The sequence below is a fragment of the Hyphomicrobium sp. genome (assembly GCF_035572195.1).
Taxonomy (GTDB): domain Bacteria; phylum Pseudomonadota; class Alphaproteobacteria; order Rhizobiales; family Hyphomicrobiaceae; genus Hyphomicrobium_B.
On record NZ_DATNBA010000087.1, the window covers coordinates 1 to 21,664 of the forward strand.

Below are 21,664 nucleotides of genomic sequence, written 5' to 3' on the forward strand. Positions count from 1 at the left end.
GTTCCGCTCGCGGGTCCGATTGCGCGTGAGGTGGAAGCGCTGGCGCACGGGGCCGAGCCGGGCCGTGCCATCTACGAAGTCACGCGGCGGATGATCACGGCGATGGTGACGGATATCGTCGACGAAAGCCGCAGGCGGCTCGACAGGCTTTCTCCGGCTTCGGCCGACGATATTCGCGGCGCGGGCAAAGCCACGGTCGCGTTTTCCGAGGCAATGGCCCGCGACATGGCGCGCCTCAAAGCGTTCCTGTTCGAAACCGTCTATCACAATAGGCGCATCTTGGACGTGATGGAGGACGCCGAGCGGATCGTCCGCGATCTCTTCGACAGATACAATTCCGAAGCGGGTTCCGCTCTATTGCCGGACGACTGGCGCGAGGCTTTTCTAAAGCTCGATCCGCGCGGGCGGGCGCGCCTCGTCTGCGACTATCTTGCCGGCCAGACCGATCGCTACGCGCTCGCCGAGCACCGGCGATTGTTTGCGGCAACGCCAGATTTGCGCTAAGCGCGACCGAAAGCACCCGCCCGCGCCGGCGCCCGGCTCGACGAAGGAGAGTCGCCGGCGCGAAACGAAGGACCTCCATGAACATTTTCGCCGAAGTAGAATCCCGGACGCGAACGGCGCTGGCGGGCTTGCAGTCAGAGGGCGTGCTGCCGGCCGACTTGGCGCTGCCGAAGTTCGAAGCCGAGCCGACGCGCGATCCCACCCACGGCGATGTCGCCGTCAACGCGGCGCTGGTGCTGGCGAAGTCCGCGAAAATGAAACCGCGCGATATTGCCGAAGCGCTCAAGAAGAAGCTCGAATGCTATCCCGATGTCGCCAAGGTCGAGGTCGCGGGGCCGGGGTTTTTGAACATCACGTTCAAGCCCGGCGTCTGGCACGATCTGGTGCGCACCATCCTGCAGAGCGGTGTGCAATATGGTGCAGGCTCGGGGAGCAACGGCGGCAAGCTCAACGTCGAGTACGTGTCGGCGAATCCGACCGGACCGATGCACGTCGGGCATTGTCGCGGGGCCGTTTTTGGCGACGCGCTCGCGAACCTTCTTACCTTCGCGGGCTATGACGTCACGCGCGAGTATTACATCAACGATGCCGGCGGCCAGGTCAACGTTCTGGCGCGCTCGACATTCCTGCGCTACCGCGAGGCGCTGGGCGAAGAGATCGCGATTCCCGACGGGTTTTATCCGGGCGACTACCTGAAGCCGGTCGGCGAGGCCCTGGCACAAGAGCACGGCCGGGCACTTCTCGACATGCCGGAAGAGCAATGGCTGCCGATCGTGCGTTCATTTGCCATCGGAAAGATGATGGCCATGATCAAGGACGACCTCGCGGCGCTCAACATCCGTCACGACGTTTTCTTTTCGGAAGCGTCTTTGACCTCAGGTGGCAGGGATCAGATCAAAGCCGCCGTCGAGGAACTCAGAAAAAAGGGACTGATCTACGAGGGCAAGCTCGAGAAGCCCAAAGGTCACGACGATGCCGATTGGGAAGATCGCTCTCAGACGCTCTTCAAATCGACGGCCTACGGCGATGATGAAGATCGCGCCATCCAGAAGTCGGACGGCAGCTACACGTATTTCGCTGGCGACGTCGCCTACCACTACGACAAGTTGCAGCGTGGCTTTCGTCACCTGATCAACGTCTTCGGGGCCGATCACGTCGGCTACATTTCGCGGATGAAGGCGGCGGTCGCAGCGCTTTCCGACGGCGCCGCCGATTTAGACGTCAAGGTCGTACAACTCGTGCGGCTCTTCAAAGCCGGCGAGCCCTACAAGATGTCGAAACGGGCGGGCACGTTCGTGACACTGCGTGATGTCGTCGATGAGGTGGGGCGCGATCCGGTCCGCTTCATGATGCTCTACCGGAAGAACCAGGAGACGCTCGATTTCGATTTCGCCAAGGTGACGGAGCAGTCGAAAGACAACGCGGTCTTCTACGTGCAGTATGCCCACGCCCGCGCCGCGAGTGTCTTGCGCAACGCGGTAGATCAGATCGCGGGCCTCGATGTATCGGACGCGACGCTTCAAAATGCCGATCTCACGAAGCTCGTCGATCCCGGCGAGATCGACCTGATCAAGCGGCTTGCTGCCTTTCCCCGTCTCATCGAAGGCGCCGCTTCGGCGCACGAGCCGCATCGCCTCGCGTTCTATCTTTATGATCTCGCAAGCGGCCTGCATGGGCAGTGGACTCGCGGCAACGATTCGCCACATTTGAGATTTATTCAATCAAATGACGGGGTTGTGACTTCCGCGCGCTTGGCGCTGATTGCAGCGACAAAGTCGGTGATAAAGGCGGGTCTTGAGATCCTCGGTGTCGAGGCGCCCGACGCGATGCGTTAAAGTCACGAATCATCAAACGGACGCGGGCTGTGCCAGCGGCCGGTATTAGGGGGTTTTCGCGATGTCCTCGCAGAACGCTTTTCCAGGGCCGAACACGGGGAGGCCAGTTGCCCGCCCCACAAACCCGGAGCGTCCGCGCCAGCCCTCTTGGGTTCACCCGCAGGCTCAAGCTGCGCAGCCGCCGCAGCAAGCGAACGGCTGGCAACAGCAGCCGGCGCAACCCCAACAGGGCGGCTTCGCGCAGCAGGGCTATGGCGCGCCGACGCCTAATGCTCAGGCGGATTATGGTCATTGGGGGGAGTTGCAGACCGGCGGCCATGCCGCGGGACATGCGGACCCGTATGCGCCGCAATTCGAACCGTACGTTCCGACACGCCCGGCCTATGGCCATCAGCAGCCGGCGCCGGCTTACGGCGCCCAGCAATCGTCTCAGTGGTCTCAGCGCGGTGCCGATCCGCGCAGCGACCCGCGCGGCTTCGACGCAGGCGCTCCGATTGCGCCCGGTCATGCCGGCCCACAGGCCATGCAGCAGTTTGCTCATGGCGCGGGGTCATTCGAGCGGCCCTATCAGGAACCGGACCTCGGTCACGGAGATTGGCCGCCTCAGCAAGAGATTGGTGGCTTTGGGCAAGATCCCTACAGCCAGCAGGGTGGCGCCGAGTTGGGCTTCGCGCAGCCCGAGAACGGCGAACTTGATCCAGCCTATGGCGAGGAAGACGCCGACTACGAGGACGACTATGCGCCACGCGGCCGCCGCCCGCTTATGATCGCGGCGGCGCTCATCGGCGCCGTTCTGATCGGCGGAGGCATGGCCTACGGCTACAAAAAATTGGCCGTCAGTGGCGGATCTCAGGGCGAGCCGCCCGTAATCAAGAGCGAAGCGGCGCCCTCGAAGACCAAGCCCGCCGATGCCGGCGGCAAGCAATTCCCTTACTCGGATACGAAGATCATGGGCCGGCTGGGCGACGGCACGTCGCCGGCTGCCGCCGCCGAAGCGCCCGCCTCCGCGAGCGCCGCCGCAGATGCACCGTCAGCTGACTCGGCCAGTGACTCGGCGGATGACGGCGGCGCGCGCAAGGTCGCAACTCTCGTTGTCGGCCGCGACGGCTCGATACAGCCACCGCCGGCGGAACCGGTTTCGGAATCTCCACCGACCGCGGGCGCTGGCGTGCCCGGCACCGCCCTCGTCGATGTCTTCGGCGCCGATAGAGGGCAGGGGCACGCCGGCGGACCATCCGCCGCGTCGTCATCCGGGAATGATCACGAATCCGCCTCGGCAAGACCTGTAACCGCAGACGATACGCCCGAACCGCCGCGGAAGGTGACGCCTGTCAAGATTGCTAAAGTCAATTCTACCAGTTCGAAGCCGGCGGCATCGACGACCGGAAGCATCGCGGAACGCGACGATGCGGCGGCACCTCCTTCGGCCAAGAAGCCGAAGAGGGTCGCCCGTGCCGAGACGACGGCGACCGACGCCAATCCCGAGCCGGCGCCCATTACGGCATCCGGTGGCGGTGCCGGTTTTGTGGCCGTTCTGGCGTCCGTGCCGCGGTCTGAGACGAGCCGCATGGACGCGTTGAAGCGGTTCGCAGATATGCAGCAGAAGTACAGCACGGCTCTGGCCGGCAAAACGCCCGACGTGGCGGAAGCCAATCTCGGCTCGAAGGGCAACTATCACCGGCTGATCGTCGGCCCGCCCGGTTCGCGTGAGCAGGCGAGCGCGGTTTGCGTGCACCTGAAGGCTGAGGGTTACAACGGCTGCTGGGTCACGTCGTACTGATGTCAGATCCGAAGTATTGCTCGGTTCCGGCTGGCGCACCCGCGCTGGCCGGTTGTCTTTTGTGACGATTGCAACGAATTATCCTGCATGGTCGCGGCTCTGATCACCGGCCTCTCGGGCCTAACTCTGACGGATGAAGAACGGCACTTTTACCGCGAGGTTCGACCTGCGGGTCTGATTCTGTTTCGTCGCAACGTCGTGGCGGCCGAGCAGTTGAAGCGCCTCGTCGCCGAAGTTCGCGAAGCGGTCGGCCGAACGGACTTCCTCGTCTTGATTGATCAGGAAGGCGGGCGCGTGCAGCGCCTGAAGCCGCCGGTGGCGCGTAATCTTCCTGCCGCCGCCGCTTATGCGGGACTTTTTTCCAGCGACGCGGAAAAAGCTAAGCGCGCGGCCTTCGCCGTGGCGCGTCTAACCGCGGAAGAACTCCAGACGTTCGGAATCACGATGAACTGCGCGCCCGTCGTCGACCTGCCGGTCGAAGGCGCACACGAGATCATCAGTGACCGCGCCTACGGGCGAGACGTCGACCAAGTGGTGGTGCTCGCAGAAGCGGTGGCACAGGGCCTGATGGCCGGTGGGGTGGCGCCCGTCATCAAGCACATTCCGGGTCATGGCCGCGCCACCGCCGACAGCCACTTCGCCCTTCCGGTCGTCACCGCGTCGCGCAAAGAGCTTTCGGCGACCGACTTCGCTCCGTTCAAGGCGCTGGCGCATTTGCCGGCAGCGATGACGGCGCATGTCGTTTATTCGGCCGTCGACGCCGAACACCCGGCGAGCACGTCCGAGAATGTGACACGTGAAGTGATCCGCGGCGAGATCGGCTTCGACAGCCTGCTGATGAGCGACGATCTCAGCATGAAGGCCTTGCGCGGGCCGATGCGGGCGCGAGCCGAGGCCGTCATTGCCGCAGGCTCCGATCTGGCGCTCCACTGCAACGGCGATCTCGCGGAGATGCGCGCCGCTGCAGCCGGTGTTCCCAGGCTCCAGGGGCGCGCCGCGGAGCGTTTCGCGGCGGCCTCGGCTTGCGCGACGCGTCGCGATGCCTACGATAGGGCGGAGGCGCTGCAACTTCTCGCGAGCCTCATGGGCGAGCCGACTCCGATCGTCTGAATCAGTGTACTGTCGGGGATCGGCACCCGCGACGGGACGCCGCATACGCAATCAAGTCGAGACCTTATGATCGAGACCGCAGCTCAGAGCGAAACGGCAGCGCCGGACTGGGACGCGCCGAGCTTTGAAAACATGCCGGCACCGGGTGAAGCCTTCGTCGTCGACATCGATGGCTTCGAGGGGCCGCTCGATCTGCTGCTGGCGCTGGCGCGCACGCAGAAAGTCGATATCGCCAAGATTTCAATTCTGGCGCTCGTCGAGCAGTATCTGGGTTTCATCTCCCAAGCACAGCAGCTGAGGCTTGAAATCGCAGCCGATTATCTGGTGATGGCGGCGTGGCTGGCCTATCTCAAATCGCGCCTGCTGTTGCCAAAGGACAAGGACGACGTCGATACGGCATCGGCGGAAGAGCTGGCACAGCGCCTGGCATTCCGTCTGATGCGTCTCGAGGCGATGCGCGGCACCGCCGCAACGCTGATGACGCGGCGGCGGCTCGACAGGGACGTGTTCGCACGCGGTCTGCCCGAGACCATCAAAGTCAGCCGCGATACGACGTACACGGCGACGGTCTATGATCTGCTCAAGGCTTACGCGGACCAGCGCAAACGCACGGTGCGCCACGTGCACGTGGTCAAGGCGCGGCGCGTATGGTCAATCAAAGAGGCGCGGCAACGCCTCGAAAGGTTGGTCGGGGCGACGGCCGGCGATTGGGCTCAGCTCGATCTCTTCCTGGAGCAATATTTGCCCAGGGGCGAGGAGGAGCGCACTGCGCTCGCAAGTTCCTTCGGGGCGACGCTCGAAATGGCGCGCGAAGGGTTGATCGAGATCCGGCAGGACGAGCCGTTCGCGCCGATCTACATGCGCAAACGTGAAGCAGGGGCGGTGTGGGAAAAGATCGGCTAGCGCGGCCGAAAACGCCGTTATAAGGGGGCTCGAAAAGGTCATGGTTCCGCCGAGACTGACGCTGGTGTCGAATAATGCGCGCGATAGAGATGCAACTGCTGAGAACGGCGATAGCGAAGCCGTGCATTACGCTGCGGCTCCCTTACCGTTGAGCGATCCGGAGGCTGCCGTCGATCATTTGTCGAAGAGCGTCCTGCGCGAAAAGCTGCGGCGTCTCGAAGCGCTGCTCTTTGCATCGGCCGAGCCGCTCGATGCCAAGGCGCTCGCCGGTTGTCTCGAGCCGGAGGATGACATCAACGCGCTGCTCGCCGAGTTGCAGTCCGACTATAAGGACCGCGGCGTGGTGCTCGTACGCGTGGCCGGACGCTGGCAGTTCCGCACGGCCGAAGACCTATCATATCTCCTCGAACGCCAGCAGAAGGACGAGCGCAAGCTGTCGAAAGCGGCGCATGAGACATTGGCGATCATTGCCTACCACCAGCCGGTGACGCGCGCCGAAATCGAGGAAATTCGCGGCGTTTCGACGTCGCCCGGTACGCTCGACGTTCTGATGGAGACGGGCTGGATTCGCCCGCGTGGGCGCCGACGGGCGCCCGGCCGGCCACTGACCTACGGCACAACGGAAACCTTCCTGGTCCATTTCGGCCTCGACAATATCAAGGATTTGCCGGGCCTCGCCGATCTCAAGGCGGCAGGACTTCTCGATGGCAATTTGCCGCCGAATTTCACGGTGCCTTCGCCGACCGACGTGGCGGCGCTGATGCCAGACGAATTGCCGTTGACCGACGATGGGGACGGGGAGGACGAAGAAGCCGCGCAAGCCGATCTGCCGTTGGATGATGAGAGCGAGGGCGACGCCGGCGAGGAGCCATTGGAAGATGCGCCGAAAGATGCAGCCCAGTCCCCCAAGGATGAGGGCTGAAAGGGCTTCTGCGGCCCGACCCTTAATTTCGCGACGAGACACGCGGCGCTTCCCGCGCCGCCAGCTATCGGGCTAATGCAACCTGACGTGTCCGGAACACCAACAATTCCGGCGGTTTAGGACGATAACGCTGCCAGCAACCGAACTTGCCCGCCCCTGGCGGTTCTGTGATAAAGTCCTTAAATACCGCGTAGCGGCAGCTGCCGCCGAGAGGTTTCAATGGGTTTTAGCGCGCAACACATACTTTTGCTTCTGATCATTGCCTTGCTGCTCTTTGGCCGTGGCAAGATTTCCGAGCTGATGGGCGATGTCGCAAAGGGTATAAAGAGCTTCAAGAAGGGCATGGCCGAGGACGACGAGCCGGAGAAACCCGCGCCACGTACGATCGACAACGAGGCGTCAAATCCCGATCGCACGAAGGTCGGCTGAGCGGATTTATCTCGCGTCAACGCCTCGCGGCTGATCTCGACAAGGTTACTCTATGTTTGAAATCAGCTGGAGCGAGCTTCTGATCCTCGGGATCGTGACGCTGGTTTTTGTCGGTCCCAAAGAGCTGCCGGTTTTTATGCGCACGCTGGGACGCTACGCGTCGGTCGTGCGCCGCCATGCCAACGAGTTCAAGGCGCAGTTCGACGCCGCGATGCGCGAGGCCGAGCTCGACTCGATGCGCGAAGAGGTCGAACACATGCAGACTTCGATCAATGCCGAGGTGATGAGCGCCAAGACGTCGTTCGAGGAAGCGGCCACGCCGACGAAAATTGAAAAGGCATCGACGACGAAACCCTCCGAGCCGGAGACGGCACCGGCTGCGATGCCGCCGATGCCTGCCCCGCCGCGCGTGGAGCCCTGATCGATGCAGGAGCGGCTGCCGCCTTCCAAACCGGCTGGGGACGAGCCCAGTCGCGAAGGACAAGATGAAATCGATTCCAGCAAAGCACCGCTGCTCGATCATCTGATCGAACTCAGGTCGCGTCTGATCTGGGCGCTGGCCTCGTTCGTCCTGATGTTTTTCGTCTGCTTCTCGATCGCCGGCCACATCTACAACGTGCTGGTGTGGCCTTACATGTGGGCGTCGGGCAACGACCATGTGCGGCTGATCGCGACGCACTTTCTCGAGCAGATCATGACGCAGGTGAAGCTGGCGATGTTCGGCGCGGCGTTTCTGTCGTTTCCCGTCGTCGCGACACAGATTTACAAGTTCGTGGCACCCGGGCTCTACAAGAACGAACGCCGGGCCTTCCTGCCGTATCTGATCGCGACGCCGATCCTTTTTCTAATCGGGGCGATGGTTGTCTATTTCATCGCGATGCCGGTACTGATCCGCTTCTCGATCGGACTGACGCAAACGACCGGCGACGGCGTGCCGACGATCGAGCTTTTGCCGAAGGTTTCCGAATATCTGTCGCTGATCATGACGTTGATTTTCGGCTTCGGAATCGTCTTCCAGCTGCCCGTCATTTTAACGCTGTTGGCGCGCACCGGGTTCGTGACGTCCACGACGTTGAGACATGGTCGACGTTACGCGATCGTCGCAATTTTCGCGTCGGCGGCAATTTTGACGCCGCCTGACGCGATGAGCATGGTCATCATGGCGCTGCCGACCATTGCACTTTACGAAGTCTCTATCTTGGCGGTGCAGTTCGTCGAGAAGCGTCAGGCGAAGGCGACGCCGGCCTCTTAAGTTTGAGCTATTCCCTTTGATCGCCAGCTCACTGTTGATCAGATGGGACACTCGTGGCCACCTCGGCTGGACCACCGCGATTTGCCGTCCTATAGACGCGGGCAAAGTCGCTCCAGCACGATCGAGGCCCTCCCCGTGTTTGACATCAAATGGATCAGAGACAACGCCGATGCTTTCGACGAGGGCCTGAAGCGGCGCGGGCTCGAGGCGCAGGCGGCCGAAATCATAGCCCTCGACGACAAGCGCCGGGCCTGCCTGACGGCTCTTCAGGATGCCCAGTCGCGCCGCAATGCCGCCTCGAAAGAGATCGGCAAGGCTAAGGCGGCGAAAGACGACGCGACGGTGTCGAACCTGATGGGTGAGGTTGCCGAGCTCAAAGATCGGATTGCGAAGGGCGAGAACGACGAGCGCAAGCTCGATGCTGAGATCAGGGAGACGCTCGAGGTCATCCCGAACCTGCCGCGCGCCGATGTGCCGGACGGAGCCGATGAAAAGAGCAACGTCGAGGCTCGCAAGATAGGCACGCCGCGAAAGTTTGATTTCGCACCGAAGCAGCATTTCGAGATCGGCGAAGCATTGGGTCTGATGGACTTCGAGGCGGCGCAGAAGATTTCGGGCGCCCGCTTCGTCGTTCTGAAGGGGGCGTTAGCACGCCTCGAACGCGCCATCGGCAGCTTCATGCTTGATCTGCACACGGGCGAGTTTGGTTACACGGAAGTCAACCCGCCTCTGCTGGTCAAGGATCAAGCCGCTTACGGCACCGGCAATCTGCCGAAGTTTGCCGAAGATCTTTTCAAGACGACGAATGATTTTTGGCTCATCCCGACCGCGGAAATATCGCTGACGAACCTCGTGCGCGAGTCGATCATCGAGGAAGCGCAACTGCCGATGCGGTTGACGGCGTGGACGCCGTGCTTTCGATCCGAAGCGGGTGCGGCCGGCAAGGATACGCGCGGCATGATTCGCCAGCATCAGTTCTCGAAGGTCGAACTCGTGTCGATCACGACGCCGGACAAATCACTCGATGAGCACGAGCGTTTGACGTCGTGCGCTGAAGAGGTTTTGAAGCGCCTTGGTTTGCCGTTTCGCACGATGCTTCTCTCTACCGGCGACATGGGATTTGCGTCGCAGAAAACTTACGACATCGAGGTTTGGCTGCCGGGACAGAATGCCTATCGCGAGATTTCGAGCTGCTCTGTTTGTGGTGATTTCCAGGCGCGGCGCATGGATGCGCGCTATCGCCCGAAGGACGGCGGCAAGCCGGTGCATGTACACACGTTGAACGGGTCGGGCCTCGCCGTCGGGCGGACGCTGATTGCGGTGCTCGAAAATTATCAACAGGCCGATGGCACTGTCGCAATTCCTGAAGCGCTGCGCCCGTACATGGCCGGCCTGACGGTGATCGAAAGAGCAAATTCTGGAATCTGATGCGTATTCTCATCACCAACGATGACGGCATCAATGCCAAGGGCCTCGAAATCCTAAAGGCAATTGCACTCGGCATATCGCCGGACGTGTGGACGGTGGCGCCCGAAACCAATCAGTCGGGCACGTCGCACTCAATGACGCTGCATACGCCGCTCAGATGCCGCACGCTGGATGAACGCACGCACGCGGTCGCAGGTACGCCGACCGACAGCGTCATCATGGCCGTGCGTCACATCCTGAAAGACCAGCCGCCCGACCTCGTTCTCTCGGGGGTCAACCACGGCTCGAATCTCGCCGAGGACATCACCTATTCCGGCACGGTCGCCGCTGCGATGGAAGGGGCGCTTCTCGGCATTCGCTCGATCGCGTTGTCGCTGATGATTGGATTCGAAGACGGCGAACGTCGCGCAATATGGGATACGCCGCTCGCACATGCGCCTGGGTTGATAAAGAAAATACTCGAAGAGAAATGGGATCCGAACACGCTCATCAACGTGAACTTTCCCGATGCGCCGCCTGATCAGGTGAGGGGCATAGCAATCGCGTCTCAGGGCATCAGGGACCAGGCATTGCTCAATATCGACAGTCGCGAAGATCCATGGGGCACGCCCTATTTCTGGTTCGGATTTGAGCGGCGGCTATCGACGCTGGTTCCAGGGACGGACCTTGCCGCGATCGCCGAAAACAAAATTTCCGTCACGCCGCTCAACCTCGATCTGACCGACCGAAGCGCTGCTAAAACTCTCGCCAGCCGGCTCGGTTGAACGGCATCGCCCGCCCGCTTTAGCTACAACCCAAATCGAATAAAAGCCGCCGGAAAGCCGAAATACTTCCGCGAATAGAGCGCAATTCTCATCTAATGCAATAAGCCTGGGCGACGCTGCCGGGTCGGCTCAGGCGAAATTTTTTCGCTTCCTTCAATCGCTGGCGGGGCCCAGCGAGCGGCATGTTTGAAGAAAAGCAACTCGGGGCATCGAGGTCACTTCGCGCGGATCATTTACCTGCCGTTAACCGGTTAAAGGTTAATGGATGGTGCGAGTAGAGGTGCGTACCATGATGAGTTGTTTTAGCGTTGGCCGGCGCGGACGATTAAGCCTCAAGTCCGCTGGAGCCATTTCCCTAGCATGTGCTGGCCTCGTTCTTGGAGGCTGCAGCGCTGACGTTACGCGCTTCGATAGCGCGTCGTTCAACCTTAACGATCCGCCCGAGACCGCAAGCGCGGCTCCTATACCGTCCGAGCCGGTGCGTTCGGGCTATATGGACCCCGTCGTCGGATCGACGCCGCGTGGGCCTTACGGCGCCGGCGCTTCTTCGGTTGAGGTCGCGGCACTTCCCGATCCGTCAGCTTCCTATCCGCCGCCTCGGTATACGCCGCCGGCAGCTCCGGCTCCGTCGTACAGGGCGCCCGCATATCAGCCGCCATCATATCAGGCGAAATCATTCGAACGGACGCGGCAACAGCCGGCTCCGTCCTATCGCCAGCAGGCGGCAGTGCCGCCGGCCAAGGGCGAAATGATCGAAGTGCAGCAGGGCGACACGCTCTACAGCATCTCGAAACGCCATCATGTTTCGGTCGCCGAATTGATGTCGGTCAATAGCCTCAGCGCACCGAGCCTGAAGCTTGGTCAGAAGCTCTATCTGCCGGGCAGCGAAAGCGCTCCAACGCGCAGCGTCGCCGCCGAGAGGGCTGTTGAATCCGCTACGCCCGCGGCTGTCCCGCTGGCACCGGCGTCGCCCGAAGTCGCTGCGCGCTACAACGGCTCGTATACGATGAGGCCCGGGGATTCGCTCTACGGCGTCGCCCGCGCCCACAAGGTCTTGTTCTCCGAGCTTCAGCGCGTCAACGGCATTACCGATCCAACCAAGGTGAAGCCGGGTTTCGTGCTGAAGGTGCCGGGCGAAGCCTCGACGCCGAACGTTGCCAGCAACCGGCCGGCGTTGCCGGCTGCGCTGCCGCCCACGCCGCCGAACGCCGCGTCGTCCGAACCGCAAAGGTACGGGCAGGCGACGACGACGCAGCCGACCGTCATCAACAGCGAGCGCCGCGTCGCGTCGCTCTCCGACAGAGCGACCGATGCGATGCCTGAAGGGCAGCCTGCCTCGCAGCCGACGCAGCCTGCCGCGCAACCCGCGCAGCCGAAAGAAAAGGTTGCGATGGCTGCTCCGACGGGCGTGCCGGATGTCGCCGAGAGCGTCAAGCTGCGCTGGCCGGCGAGCGGCAAAGTCATTGCCGGCTTCGGCGGTCGTCCCGACGGAACGCACAATGACGGCATCAATGTTTCCGTGCCACTCGGGACCGAAGTTCATGCCGCCGAAGATGGCGTCGTGGCCTACGCCGGAAGCGAGCTGAAGGGCTACGGCAATCTTGTGCTTCTACGCCACGACAATGGCTGGGTCACCGCCTACGCACACAACGACGAGCTGCTCGTGAAGCGCGGCGACAAGATCAAGCGCGGACAGGTCATCGCCAAGGCCGGTAAAACCGGTTCGGTCGACCAGCCGCAGGTGCATTTCGAATTGCGACAGGGTTCGAAGCCGGTCGATCCGGTACCGTATCTCGAAAAACTCTGACGCACACCTCTGGCGCGGGGCAAAACGATGCCGCGCTGGCAATGAGGGAAGACTAGGGCCGGATCGCGCGATCCGGCTCTTTTTCGTTGGAGCTTTTCGTTGGCGCTTGGCTACCGCCTTCGGCGAGCCGGGCGCCAAGCGCGGGCGCATTTCTCGGACGATGACCGTCTGGGTCCCGGCTCTTCACTACGCTCCGGACGGGATGACAGGACGTGCAGCGCCATTGATCGCTACAAACTCAGAGCTGATCTGTGGTCTTCTGCAAACGTCCCGCGAGATCCTGCGTGTACTGCCAGGCGACGCGGCCTGAGCGAGCGCCGCGAGTCGTCGACCATTCGAGCGCATCGCGCACCAGTTCGGCGTCGTCGATCTTCAACCCGAAGTGCTCGACATAGGCGCGGACCATCGCCAGATAATCATCCTGGCTGGCGTTGTGAAAGCCGAGCCAGAGGCCGAAGCGGTCGGACAGAGATACCTTCTCTTCCGTCGCCTCGGCCGGGTTGATCGCCGTCGAGCGCTCATTCTCGATCATTTCGCGCGGCATCAAGTGGCGCCGGTTCGACGTCGCGTAGAAAATGACGTTCTTCGGCCGGCCCTCGATGCCGCCCTCGAGCACGGCCTTCAACGATTTGTAGCTCGTGTCATCGTGGTCGAACGAGAGATCGTCGCAAAAAACAATAAACCGGAAGGGTGCGGTCTTGAGGTAGGTCAGGCACTTCGGCAGCGACGAAATCTCCTCGCGGTGGATTTCAATCAGCTTCAGCCCGGCAGCCTTGGAACGCGCGTCGGCGTGCGCCGCTTTCACCAGACTCGATTTTCCCATCCCACGCGCGCCCCAGAGGAGAGCGTTGTTGGCGGGGAGTCCAGCAGCGAACCGGCGCGTGTTGTCGAGCAGGATGGCGGCCGTCCTGTCGATCCCCTTCAGCAGGGCCAGCGGCACGCGGTTGACTTTCGCGACCGGCTCGAAGCTCTGGCCGTCTGTTTGCCAGACGAAAGCCTCGGCCGAACTGAAGTCGGCCGTTCGCGGCGGGCGCGGGCTCATGCGGTCGAGGGCCTCGGCGATCCGATCGAGAACCGGCTTCAACGCGTCGCTGTCACTCATAAGAGAGGTCCGTATGGCTATGTATCGGGAACAGCGTCTTTAATCGCTGCGTCTTGCAATGCCAACGTCAAAGCTTCAAGCTTTGCGAGGTTGCAAAAGGGCCACCGGACACTATAGTCCGCCCGAATTTGAGGGCGCTTCCTCTGAGGCCACGGGGCTCGGAGCAGGGGCGCTGTTTTCAATCGCACACGAAGGATTCCCTTGTCCAATGTTCACGACTCCCGCCTTTGCTCAGACTGCCGGCAACCCGATGGACTCGCTTGGCGGTCTGCTGATCCCCATGCTGCTGATGCTCGTGATCTTTTATTTCTTCCTTATTCGGCCGCAATCGCAGCGTGCCAAGGAGCTTCGCGATCGGGTGAACGCTGTGCGGCGCGGCGACACAGTCATCACCTCGGGCGGCATGGTGGGCAAGGTGCTCAAGGCATCCGAAACCAGCGAGGACATCGAGGTCGAGCTGGCCGATAATCTCAGGGTGCGGATCGTCAAGAGCACGCTGATGGATGTGCGCTCGAAAGGCGAACCTGTCAAAGACGCAACGTGATTTAGAGCACGCTGACGTGCGAGAATGAGCGTCATGGCATCACGCGGCGTTTGCTAACCCCGCCTCAACGAAACTCGAGACCCTGTACCAATGCTGCATTTCACTCGCTTGAAGATCGTCGTCATTCTGCTGACCTGCCTTGCAGGTTTTCTAGTGGCGCTGCCGAACTTCTTCTCGAAGGAAACCGTGGCCTCTTGGCCGTCATTCATGCCGAAACAGCAGCTGCGGCTCGGCCTTGATCTTCAGGGCGGCGCCCATCTCCTTCTCGAGATGGACCAAGAGGAGATCAAGAAGGACTGGATGAATAATCTGCGCGATGAATCGCGCAAGATCCTGAGAACCGCCAAGATCGGGGTCACCGGTATCGGCGCGCAGGGAACGCAGCTCGTCATCAAGCTCGCCAAGCCCGAGGATCGTGACGAGGCATTGAAGGAGCTACGCAAGATCAGGCAGCCGGTCGGTAATGTCATGCTTGGGGGCGGAAGCTACGACGTCGACGTCAATGAAGGGCCTGACGCGGGAACAATCATCGTCAAGGTGACCGACGCAGGCCTAAAGCAACGCATTTCGGGTGCCGCCGCATCTTCGATCGAAACGGTGAACCGGCGCGTCAACAACCTCGGCACATCGGAATCGACAATCGTCCGCCAGGGCACTGACCGCATCCTCATTCAGTTTCCCGGTCTCAAGGATACCAAAGAGCTGAAGCAGCTCATCGGCGAAACCGCCAAACTCACTTTCCATGAGGTGCACCCCTCGCTCTCGCCGGAAGATGCCAAGCTCACAGCAATACCACCGGGGTACAAGATCTACCCTGGCGACAAGGGTGAGGGGGGCGAATATCTGTTGCGCGAGACGCCCATCGTACAGGGAGCGGACCTCGCCGATGCGCAGCCGGGCTTCGATAGTCGCACGAACGAGCCCGTCATCAATTTCCGCTTCAACCAGGTTGGCGCCAGGAGATTTGCGAACTTTACGAAGGACAACGTCGGGCGGCCGTTTGCGATCGTTCTCGACGACAAGGTATTGTCGGCACCGGTCATTCGCGAACCAATTCTCGGCGGATCGGGTCAGATCTCCGGCAGCTTCACGGTTGAAAGCACGAACAGGCTCGCCGTTCAGCTGCGCTCCGGGTCTTTGCCGGCGAAACTCACGATCGTCGAGGAGCGGACCGTCGGGCCGTCACTCGGAGCCGATTCGATCGCAGACGGTGAGCGCGCCGGTATTATCGGGGGTATCGCCGTTATTTGTCTTACGGTCCTCGCCTACGGCACGTTCGGCATTTTTGCCTGCTTGGGCCTCGTGGTGCATTTGATACTGACGCTCGCCTTGATGACGCTAATCGGCTCGACTCTGACGCTTCCCGGCATCGCCGGTCTCGTGCTCGGTGTCGCGATGGCCGTCGATGCGAACGTTCTGATCTACGAGCGCATTCGGGAAGAGCTCCGCGTCGGCAAAACTCCGGTCGCCGCTATCGATGCCGGATTCCAGCGCGCCTTCGTCACCATCGCCGATAGCCAGCTCACGACGCTCGCCTGCGCGCTGATCATGTTCTGGCTGGGGGCCGGGCCGATCCGCGGCTTCGCCGTGACGCTGACGATTGGCATCATGACTTCGATTTTCGCGTCCGTGACGGTCGTAAGGCTGTTGATCTGGTATTGGCTCAAAGCCCAGCCCAAGGGCCGCATTACGACCGTTCCGGTTTAGGAGACCACCCGCGTGCTGATGAGATTAATTCCGGTCTTCAAGGGCATCGACTTTTTTCCGCACGACCTGCGTCTACCGTTCATGCGTTACAAAGGATTGGCGATTGGGGCTTCGCTCATTGCGATGGCGATATCGCTGGCGTTGTGCATGACGATGGGACTCAACTACGGCGTCGACTTCAAGGGCGGTTCGCTGATCGAATTGCAGTCGAAAAGCGGCGACGCCGATGTCGCAGCGCTACGCGAGCAGCTCAACGGGCTCGGCCTTGGCAACGTTCAAATCCAGCAATTTGGGCCCCCATCGAATGTTCTCATTCGGCTGGAGGAGCAACCGGGCGGCGAGAAGCCTCAGCAAGCGGCGCTGAAGAAGGTCAGCGACGCGACGCAAGCCCGCTTCACGCAACGGCGCGTCGAGGTGGTCGGTCCGGCTGTCTCGAGCGAATTGCGCATGACCGGCTTTGTCGCCATCGCCGCAGGCATTCTGGCAATCGTCGCGTACGTGTGGTTTCGCTTCGAATGGCAGTTTGCCGTTGGCGCGGTCGTGGCGCTGACGCATGACGTCCTCGTGACGGCCGGAATTTTTTCGCTGTTTCAGTTTGAATTCGATCTGTCGACGGTCGCCGCGCTTCTGACCATTCTCGGCTATTCGGTGAACGATACGGTCGTCGTGTCCGACCGCATTCGCGAAAATTTGCGCAAGTTCAAAAAAATGGATCTGAACGAGCTTCTCAATCTGTCGATCAACGAGACCTTATCGCGTACGATCCTGACGGGCGTGACCGCAATCGCAGTGCTCATCTCGCTCTACATTTTTGGCGGTGAGGTGATCCGCAATTTCAACTTCGCGATGCTCTTGGGTGTGGTCATCGGCACGTATTCATCGATTTTCATCGCGGCACCGCTCTTGGGCTACTTCGGCGTCAAGCGCGATTGGAGCGATGCGGCTGCAAAAGGCGTGGCGGCGGCGAAGACCAAAGCCAAGGCGTGATGCGCCGTCGGGTGAGCCGCTATGGCGGAGTTGGAAGGACACTATCCTTACGAGACCGCTATTGCGGCGTACGGCAATGGCGGCTTCCGGTTCGCCGATATGAGCCATAAGGGATCGATACTCTGTCTGCCGAGCGGCATCTACGCTTGGAACGTCGCGTCCGCAGACGAGCTCCGTTCGGAGGATTTCGATTTTCTTCTGAGTGCGCTCGAAACGCCGATCACCGTACTTTTAGGGACGGGCGTCAACCAAGTCTGGCCGCGCCCCGAGATTTACGCGGCCTTCGCCAAATCCGGCATCGGACTTGAGCCGATGTCGACAGGAGCTGCGGCTCGCACCTACAACATCCTGATTGCGGAGAAGCGCCGGATCGCGGCGGCGCTGATAGCCGTGTTGTGAAGCCTCGCGCACGGAGCAGCGTGTGACCGAGACCGAGCAACAGATCGCCAATCTCCAAGCCGTTCGCTCCAGCGCCCGCCTCAATGCGCTCGACAGGTACTACGCCGCGCTCTTCGCGCCTGCCGCCGTTCGCGATGATCTGATGGCGTTGGCCGCGTTCAGCGGCGAGATCGCGCGCATCGGCAGGCAGGTCAGCGAGCCGGCGGTCGGTGAAATTCGCATCGCATGGTGGCGTGACGCATTGCTGGCAGCCGAGCACGGCGCCGCCTCGGGAAATCCTATGCTCGATGTGTTCGCCGCTGTCGTCAAGCGCCACGCCTTATCGTCCGAGAGGATCGAAGATTTCTTGAACGCCCATGCGGAGGCACTTTATTCCGATGCACCTGCCGACGATGGAGCACTAAACCGTCGGCTTCGGGCCATCGACGGTACGCCGCTGGCGCTGGCAGCTAAGATCCTGGGTGTGGCTGTCGATGAGCGCGCCAACGAGGTCCTCGACGCCGCCGCTCGTGCAGCCGGTATGGCGCGCATCGGCCTCGAATTGCCGTACTCGCTGATGCACGGACGATCACCGCTACCTGTGACGCGGTCCCCGAATCCGTTCGAATCTCCGGCGGACTGGCATCCGCCAATCGCGTGGCTCGCGGCGGAAGCGGCCGAAGCGATGGCCGTTGTGCGTCGACATCTCGCGGAGAAGCCGCAGGCTTTTATCACGGCATTGCTGCCACTTGCCCTTGTCGGGCCCTATTTTCGCGCTTTGCAGAGACCTCGGCACGAGCCGACTCGCGATCTGGTAGAGATTGCGCCGCTCGCCCGTCTATCGCGCATCGCACGCGTGCATTGGACGGGACGCCTCTGACGGCCAAAGCAAAGAGGGCAGATGATATCTGGCTCGCCAAGGGCGCCGCGGGCAACCGCGGCAGGGATGCTGTTCATGCTGGCTTTGGCGAGCGCCGGTATTTTTGTGCCCGGCCACGCTCAGGCTGCAGCGATGATCGCGTGGCAGGTCGAAAATCCCTTCCGTTTTTTCACCGACCCGAGCGATACCGAAGCGCACCGCGCAACGTATCGCGCGCTCGGGCCATCCGAACGATCGAGCCCGGTTCTCTATGCTGAACGTGCCCTACAAAGCCGGCAAGCCTACGGCTGGGCCGCAACGATGTACCGCAAGACGTGCTGGACCGACAATCGCTTCAAATGCGACGCCTACGAAGACTACATCAACCCGACAAGCCATGCCGTGTTCGCCGAGGTCACGGGCGTCGACGATGCCTCGACGCTGACGTGCACGTGGCTCACTGCGCCACGCAACGCCGAACAGCCGCGCGGAGATGCCGTCACGCAGCCGTGCAGCGAGCGTGCCCGTTTCGTCGTTCCATACCCAAGCGGCATGACCATCAGCGTCGAGATCGGCGGGCTTGAGGTTGCCAAGGCCGACGTCAAGGTCCGCGACATTCTGATCGCCGGCATGGGCGACAGCTTCGCGTCGGGCGAAGGCAATCCGGACGTTTCGGTCAAGTTCTCGCGAGAGCGATCCTCCGACTACAGCACGACGGGAATTTATAATGATCTCGACGGCTACCCGGCTCGCATCGGCCCCTGGCGGAATATCGGCGACAAGCAGTTCATCAAGGAAAATGCCCGTTGGCTGGATCAGGCGTGTCATCGCTCGCTTTATTCCGAGCAGATGCGGACGGCCCTTCAGCTTGCAATCGAAGATCCGCATCGCGCCGTGACATTCGTCGGCGTGTCGTGTGCGGGTGCCGAAGTTACCGACGGCCTGTTCCTTCGCTACAAGGGCAACGAATGGGTGCCCAATCCGCCGCGATATTCGCAGATTTCAGCGGTCGCGGAAGCCCAATGCGGGTCGCACAAAACAGACGCGTTGGATCTTCCCGAGGCCTATCACATCAATGGCCAGATACCCGAATTGAAGGGCCTCGTACTGCGCAAATGTCCGCTCGAGGAGGCGCGCAAGATCGATCTTGTGCTGTTGTCGATCGGCGGCAACGACATCGGCTTTTCACGGCTTCTCGCGAATGCCGTGCTGTCGAACGACTCGCTGCTGCGCGAACTCGGCGGCTGGTTTGGCGAGGTTCACGGCGAGGCTGAGGCTTCACGAGAGCTCGGGCATCTCGGCGCGCGTTACAAGTCGCTCAATCGCGCGCTGCACAACATCCTCTATATGCCGTGGGAGCAGAGCGATCGCATTCTTCTCGTCGCCTATCCGGGGCTGGCGCTCGAGGGCGACGGTAGCGAGACGTGCGCGGACGGCAAGGCCGGCATGGAAGTGGTGCCCGATTTCCAGTTGAGCGGCAGCAAGGTTAGGCTCGGCGTCTGGTTTGCCGACAAGCTGAACCGTCTAATGCGCGATAGCGCAGAGGACTTCGGCTGGAGCTTTGTCGAGACGCATCGGCGGTCTTTCATCGGGCGCGGTATTTGCGCCGGCTTGAGTGTTGCGGGCGTCAGCCAGGTCGACGACCTTCGTCTGCCGCGCAAGATCGATGGGGTTTGGAAGCCGTACAACCCGGCGGATTATCAACCCTATGCATCGCGCCAGCGCTGGTTCCGCACGCCCAACGACGCGTTCATGACGGGAAACTTCCATGTCGCGGCGGGATTGTTGACGAAAGTCTTGAAGATCGAGCCCTTCGCGCCATTCCAACTCGTATTGGCGGCGACCTATTCGGGAGCATTCCACCCGACGGCCGAGGGTGAGGCCGCGATCGCCGATGCCGTCGTCAACAAGGCACGCGCGGTGCTCGCGAAATACGGCCAAGGCCCGGATGACGTTTCGGCAACCGCCGATGACGATACTCCGCCGCCGCCCGTCGCCGAGCCGGACCGCCAAATTCCCGACGTGAAATCTGTGCTGACGGTGCCGCACGACGCCACGAGCCCGGGGTTGTCACCGCTCTCGCCGTCAGCGGGTCAGGCGTCCGTCCCTTCGCAACCAGCTGCCGCGTCGAACGGCCCGGTTCCTGACGCGAAATCGGTTTTGACGGTCCCGCGCGATGCCGCGAGCCCTGTCGTTTCTCCGCTTGCGCCCGCGGTGGAACCGGCGCCAGCCGCTTCCCAACCGCCCGCTCAACCGGAGCGCCAGATCCCGGAGGCGAAGTCAGTTCTGACAGTGCCGCGCGATGAGGGTGGCGTCAGCGTTACGCCGCTCGCGCCCGCGGCCGGACAGGTGCCGGACACTCCGCCACCGACGCCCCCACCGACATCACCTGACGACGATAACGCAGTCGTTCGGCCGTTTGCGCCTGCGACCGGGCAGGCGCCCGATGCTTCAAATACCCAGGTTCGCTAAGCCGATCGTTTGATGACGGGCATGGCATCGTCGCCGAGCCAACTTGCAAGATCGGTAAGTGCGCGGCGTGACATGGTGCGCTTTTTTTCACGGCCGCGCTCGGGCCCTTTCAGCCGCTTGCCGTCCTTGTCGTGCGTCGGCGCAACGTCGAGATCGGGAATCAAACCGTAGTTGATGTTCATTGGCTGGAACGACCGGGCACTCGCGCGCTCGCCGTCGTCGGCGATGAGATGTCCGCCGGTGATGTGATTGAGCAGCGCGCCGAGTGCGGTCGTTGCGGGCGGCGCAGGGCTTGCGCGGTCCAACGCATCGGCCGAAGCGAAGCGGCCGGCAAGCAGGCCGATCGCGGCGCTTTCGACATAGCCTTCGACGCCGGTGATCTGTCCCGCGAACCGCAGGCGCGGCAGAGCTTTGAGACGCAGCGACGCGTCAAGCAGCTTTGGCGAATTGATGTAGGTGTTTCTATGAAGACCACCGAGGCGCGCGAACTCGGCGCTTTCGAGACCGGGGATCGTCCGGAAAATGCGGACTTGCTCGGCGTGCTTCAACTTCGTTTGGAAGCCGACCATATTCCAAAGCGTGCCGAGTGCGTTGTCCTGGCGAAGCTGCACGACGGCATAGGGCCAACGGCCCGTGCGGGGATCGTCCAGTCCGACCGGCTTCATCGGACCAAAGCGCAGCGTCTCGCGCCCACGCTCCGCCATCACCTCGATCGGCAGGCAGCCGTCGAAATAGGGCGTCGATGCCTCCCACTCCTTGAAAGACGTCTTGTCGCCCGCGAGAAGCGCGTCGATGAAGGCATCGTATTCGGGTTTTGACATCGGGCAATTCAGATAGTCGGCGCCGGTGCCGGCAGGTCCGGCCTTGTCGTAGCGCGATTG

General features: G+C 62.0%; 19 protein-coding genes and 1 pseudogene. 18 read left to right on the forward strand and 2 right to left on the reverse strand.

Annotated features, from left to right (window positions below; all coding sequences use genetic code 11):
- From VN623_RS07640 to VN623_RS07695, 12 genes and pseudogenes are all read left to right on the forward strand, one after another.
- A pseudogene (locus VN623_RS07640) lies at positions 1-504 on the forward strand (deoxyguanosinetriphosphate triphosphohydrolase); the annotation flags it as partial.
- A 77-nt stretch (positions 505-581) separates the two neighbouring features.
- A complete protein-coding gene (gene argS, locus VN623_RS07645; protein WP_325569740.1) occupies positions 582-2,339 on the forward strand; it encodes an arginine--tRNA ligase in 1,758 nt (585 codons plus the stop codon).
- Between the two features lie 61 nt (positions 2,340-2,400).
- Positions 2,401-4,119, forward strand: a complete 1,719-nt coding sequence (locus tag VN623_RS07650) for an SPOR domain-containing protein (RefSeq protein WP_325569742.1) — start codon at positions 2,401-2,403, stop codon at positions 4,117-4,119.
- 87 nt (positions 4,120-4,206) lie between these two features.
- A complete protein-coding gene (nagZ, locus tag VN623_RS07655; protein ID WP_325569744.1) occupies positions 4,207-5,229 on the forward strand; it encodes a beta-N-acetylhexosaminidase in 1,023 nt (340 codons plus the stop codon).
- A gap of 66 nt (positions 5,230-5,295) precedes the next feature.
- Positions 5,296-6,132, forward strand: a complete 837-nt coding sequence (locus tag VN623_RS07660) for a ScpA family protein (RefSeq protein WP_325569746.1) — start codon at positions 5,296-5,298, stop codon at positions 6,130-6,132.
- Positions 6,133-6,172: 40 nt separating this feature from the next.
- Positions 6,173-7,054 carry an SMC-Scp complex subunit ScpB gene (gene scpB, locus VN623_RS07665; RefSeq protein ID WP_325569748.1) on the forward strand — a complete coding sequence of 294 codons (882 nt, stop codon included), beginning with the start codon at positions 6,173-6,175 and terminating at the stop codon, positions 7,052-7,054.
- 219 nt (positions 7,055-7,273) lie between these two features.
- A complete protein-coding gene (locus VN623_RS07670; protein ID WP_325569750.1) occupies positions 7,274-7,483 on the forward strand; it encodes a twin-arginine translocase TatA/TatE family subunit in 210 nt (69 codons plus the stop codon).
- A gap of 52 nt (positions 7,484-7,535) precedes the next feature.
- Positions 7,536-7,904 (forward strand): Sec-independent protein translocase protein TatB, encoded by a 369-nt coding sequence (tatB, locus tag VN623_RS07675; protein WP_325569752.1) that lies wholly within the window; start codon positions 7,536-7,538, stop codon positions 7,902-7,904.
- Between the two features lie 3 nt (positions 7,905-7,907).
- Positions 7,908-8,735: a twin-arginine translocase subunit TatC gene (gene tatC, locus VN623_RS07680; RefSeq protein WP_325569754.1), complete on the forward strand. Its 828-nt coding sequence runs from the start codon at positions 7,908-7,910 to the stop codon at positions 8,733-8,735.
- 135 nt (positions 8,736-8,870) lie between these two features.
- Positions 8,871-10,163, forward strand: a complete 1,293-nt coding sequence (gene serS / locus VN623_RS07685) for a serine--tRNA ligase (RefSeq protein WP_325569756.1) — start codon at positions 8,871-8,873, stop codon at positions 10,161-10,163.
- The gene (gene surE / locus VN623_RS07690; RefSeq protein WP_325569758.1) at positions 10,163-10,927 is read left to right on the forward strand and encodes a 5'/3'-nucleotidase SurE; all 765 of its coding nucleotides are present in this window, start codon (positions 10,163-10,165) and stop codon (positions 10,925-10,927) included. The genes serS and surE overlap by 1 nt, the downstream gene beginning before the upstream one ends.
- A gap of 289 nt (positions 10,928-11,216) precedes the next feature.
- Positions 11,217-12,734 carry a peptidoglycan DD-metalloendopeptidase family protein gene (locus VN623_RS07695; RefSeq protein ID WP_325569760.1) on the forward strand — a complete coding sequence of 506 codons (1,518 nt, stop codon included), beginning with the start codon at positions 11,217-11,219 and terminating at the stop codon, positions 12,732-12,734.
- A gap of 238 nt (positions 12,735-12,972) precedes the next feature.
- Here VN623_RS07695 and VN623_RS07700 read toward each other — a convergent pair whose 3' ends face one another.
- A complete protein-coding gene (locus tag VN623_RS07700; RefSeq protein ID WP_325569762.1) occupies positions 12,973-13,836 on the reverse strand; it encodes an ATP-binding protein in 864 nt (287 codons plus the stop codon).
- Positions 13,837-14,044: 208 nt separating this feature from the next.
- Between VN623_RS07700 and yajC the strand changes: the two genes are divergently transcribed.
- From yajC to VN623_RS07730, 6 genes are all read left to right on the forward strand, one after another.
- Complete coding sequence (gene yajC / locus VN623_RS07705) at positions 14,045-14,380, forward strand: preprotein translocase subunit YajC (RefSeq protein ID WP_325569764.1); 336 nt, start codon at positions 14,045-14,047, stop codon at positions 14,378-14,380.
- A 90-nt stretch (positions 14,381-14,470) separates the two neighbouring features.
- A complete protein-coding gene (gene secD, locus VN623_RS07710) occupies positions 14,471-16,087 on the forward strand; it encodes a protein translocase subunit SecD (RefSeq protein WP_325569766.1) in 1,617 nt (538 codons plus the stop codon).
- Between the two features lie 12 nt (positions 16,088-16,099).
- Positions 16,100-17,074: a protein translocase subunit SecF gene (gene secF / locus VN623_RS07715; protein ID WP_414653183.1), complete on the forward strand. Its 975-nt coding sequence runs from the start codon at positions 16,100-16,102 to the stop codon at positions 17,072-17,074.
- A 21-nt stretch (positions 17,075-17,095) separates the two neighbouring features.
- Positions 17,096-17,473: an Mth938-like domain-containing protein gene (locus tag VN623_RS07720; protein ID WP_325569768.1), complete on the forward strand. Its 378-nt coding sequence runs from the start codon at positions 17,096-17,098 to the stop codon at positions 17,471-17,473.
- A 22-nt stretch (positions 17,474-17,495) separates the two neighbouring features.
- Positions 17,496-18,332: a squalene/phytoene synthase family protein gene (locus tag VN623_RS07725; protein WP_325569770.1), complete on the forward strand. Its 837-nt coding sequence runs from the start codon at positions 17,496-17,498 to the stop codon at positions 18,330-18,332.
- A gap of 75 nt (positions 18,333-18,407) precedes the next feature.
- Positions 18,408-20,783: a hypothetical protein gene (locus VN623_RS07730; RefSeq protein WP_325569772.1), complete on the forward strand. Its 2,376-nt coding sequence runs from the start codon at positions 18,408-18,410 to the stop codon at positions 20,781-20,783.
- Here VN623_RS07730 and trmFO read toward each other — a convergent pair.
- Positions 20,780-21,664 (reverse strand): methylenetetrahydrofolate--tRNA-(uracil(54)-C(5))-methyltransferase (FADH(2)-oxidizing) TrmFO (trmFO, locus tag VN623_RS07735; protein ID WP_325569774.1); only part of this gene is annotated, 885 nt, incomplete at its 5' end. The two genes, VN623_RS07730 and trmFO, sit on opposite strands and share 4 nt — an antisense overlap.

What these genes read in the sequence shown, in the direction of transcription:
- nagZ (WP_325569744.1), top strand. Translation starts at nt 4,207, where the DNA reads ATGGTCGCGGCTCTGATCACCGGCCTCTCGGGCCTAACTCTGACGGAT.
- yajC (WP_325569764.1), top strand. Translation starts at nt 14,045, where the DNA reads ATGTTCACGACTCCCGCCTTTGCTCAGACTGCCGGCAACCCGATGGAC.
- surE (WP_325569758.1), top strand. Translation starts at nt 10,163, where the DNA reads ATGCGTATTCTCATCACCAACGATGACGGCATCAATGCCAAGGGCCTC.
- secD (WP_325569766.1), top strand. Translation starts at nt 14,471, where the DNA reads ATGCTGCATTTCACTCGCTTGAAGATCGTCGTCATTCTGCTGACCTGC.
- VN623_RS07695 (WP_325569760.1), top strand. Translation starts at nt 11,217, where the DNA reads ATGATGAGTTGTTTTAGCGTTGGCCGGCGCGGACGATTAAGCCTCAAG.
- scpB (WP_325569748.1), top strand. Translation starts at nt 6,173, where the DNA reads ATGGTTCCGCCGAGACTGACGCTGGTGTCGAATAATGCGCGCGATAGA.
- VN623_RS07650 (WP_325569742.1), top strand. Translation starts at nt 2,401, where the DNA reads ATGTCCTCGCAGAACGCTTTTCCAGGGCCGAACACGGGGAGGCCAGTT.
- tatC (WP_325569754.1), top strand. Translation starts at nt 7,908, where the DNA reads ATGCAGGAGCGGCTGCCGCCTTCCAAACCGGCTGGGGACGAGCCCAGT.
- VN623_RS07700 (WP_325569762.1), bottom strand. Translation starts at nt 13,836, where the DNA reads ATGAGTGACAGCGACGCGTTGAAGCCGGTTCTCGATCGGATCGCCGAG.
- VN623_RS07670 (WP_325569750.1), top strand. Translation starts at nt 7,274, where the DNA reads ATGGGTTTTAGCGCGCAACACATACTTTTGCTTCTGATCATTGCCTTG.
- VN623_RS07720 (WP_325569768.1), top strand. Translation starts at nt 17,096, where the DNA reads ATGGCGGAGTTGGAAGGACACTATCCTTACGAGACCGCTATTGCGGCG.
- argS (WP_325569740.1), top strand. Translation starts at nt 582, where the DNA reads ATGAACATTTTCGCCGAAGTAGAATCCCGGACGCGAACGGCGCTGGCG.
- tatB (WP_325569752.1), top strand. Translation starts at nt 7,536, where the DNA reads ATGTTTGAAATCAGCTGGAGCGAGCTTCTGATCCTCGGGATCGTGACG.
- VN623_RS07660 (WP_325569746.1), top strand. Translation starts at nt 5,296, where the DNA reads ATGATCGAGACCGCAGCTCAGAGCGAAACGGCAGCGCCGGACTGGGAC.
- VN623_RS07730 (WP_325569772.1), top strand. Translation starts at nt 18,408, where the DNA reads ATGCTGGCTTTGGCGAGCGCCGGTATTTTTGTGCCCGGCCACGCTCAG.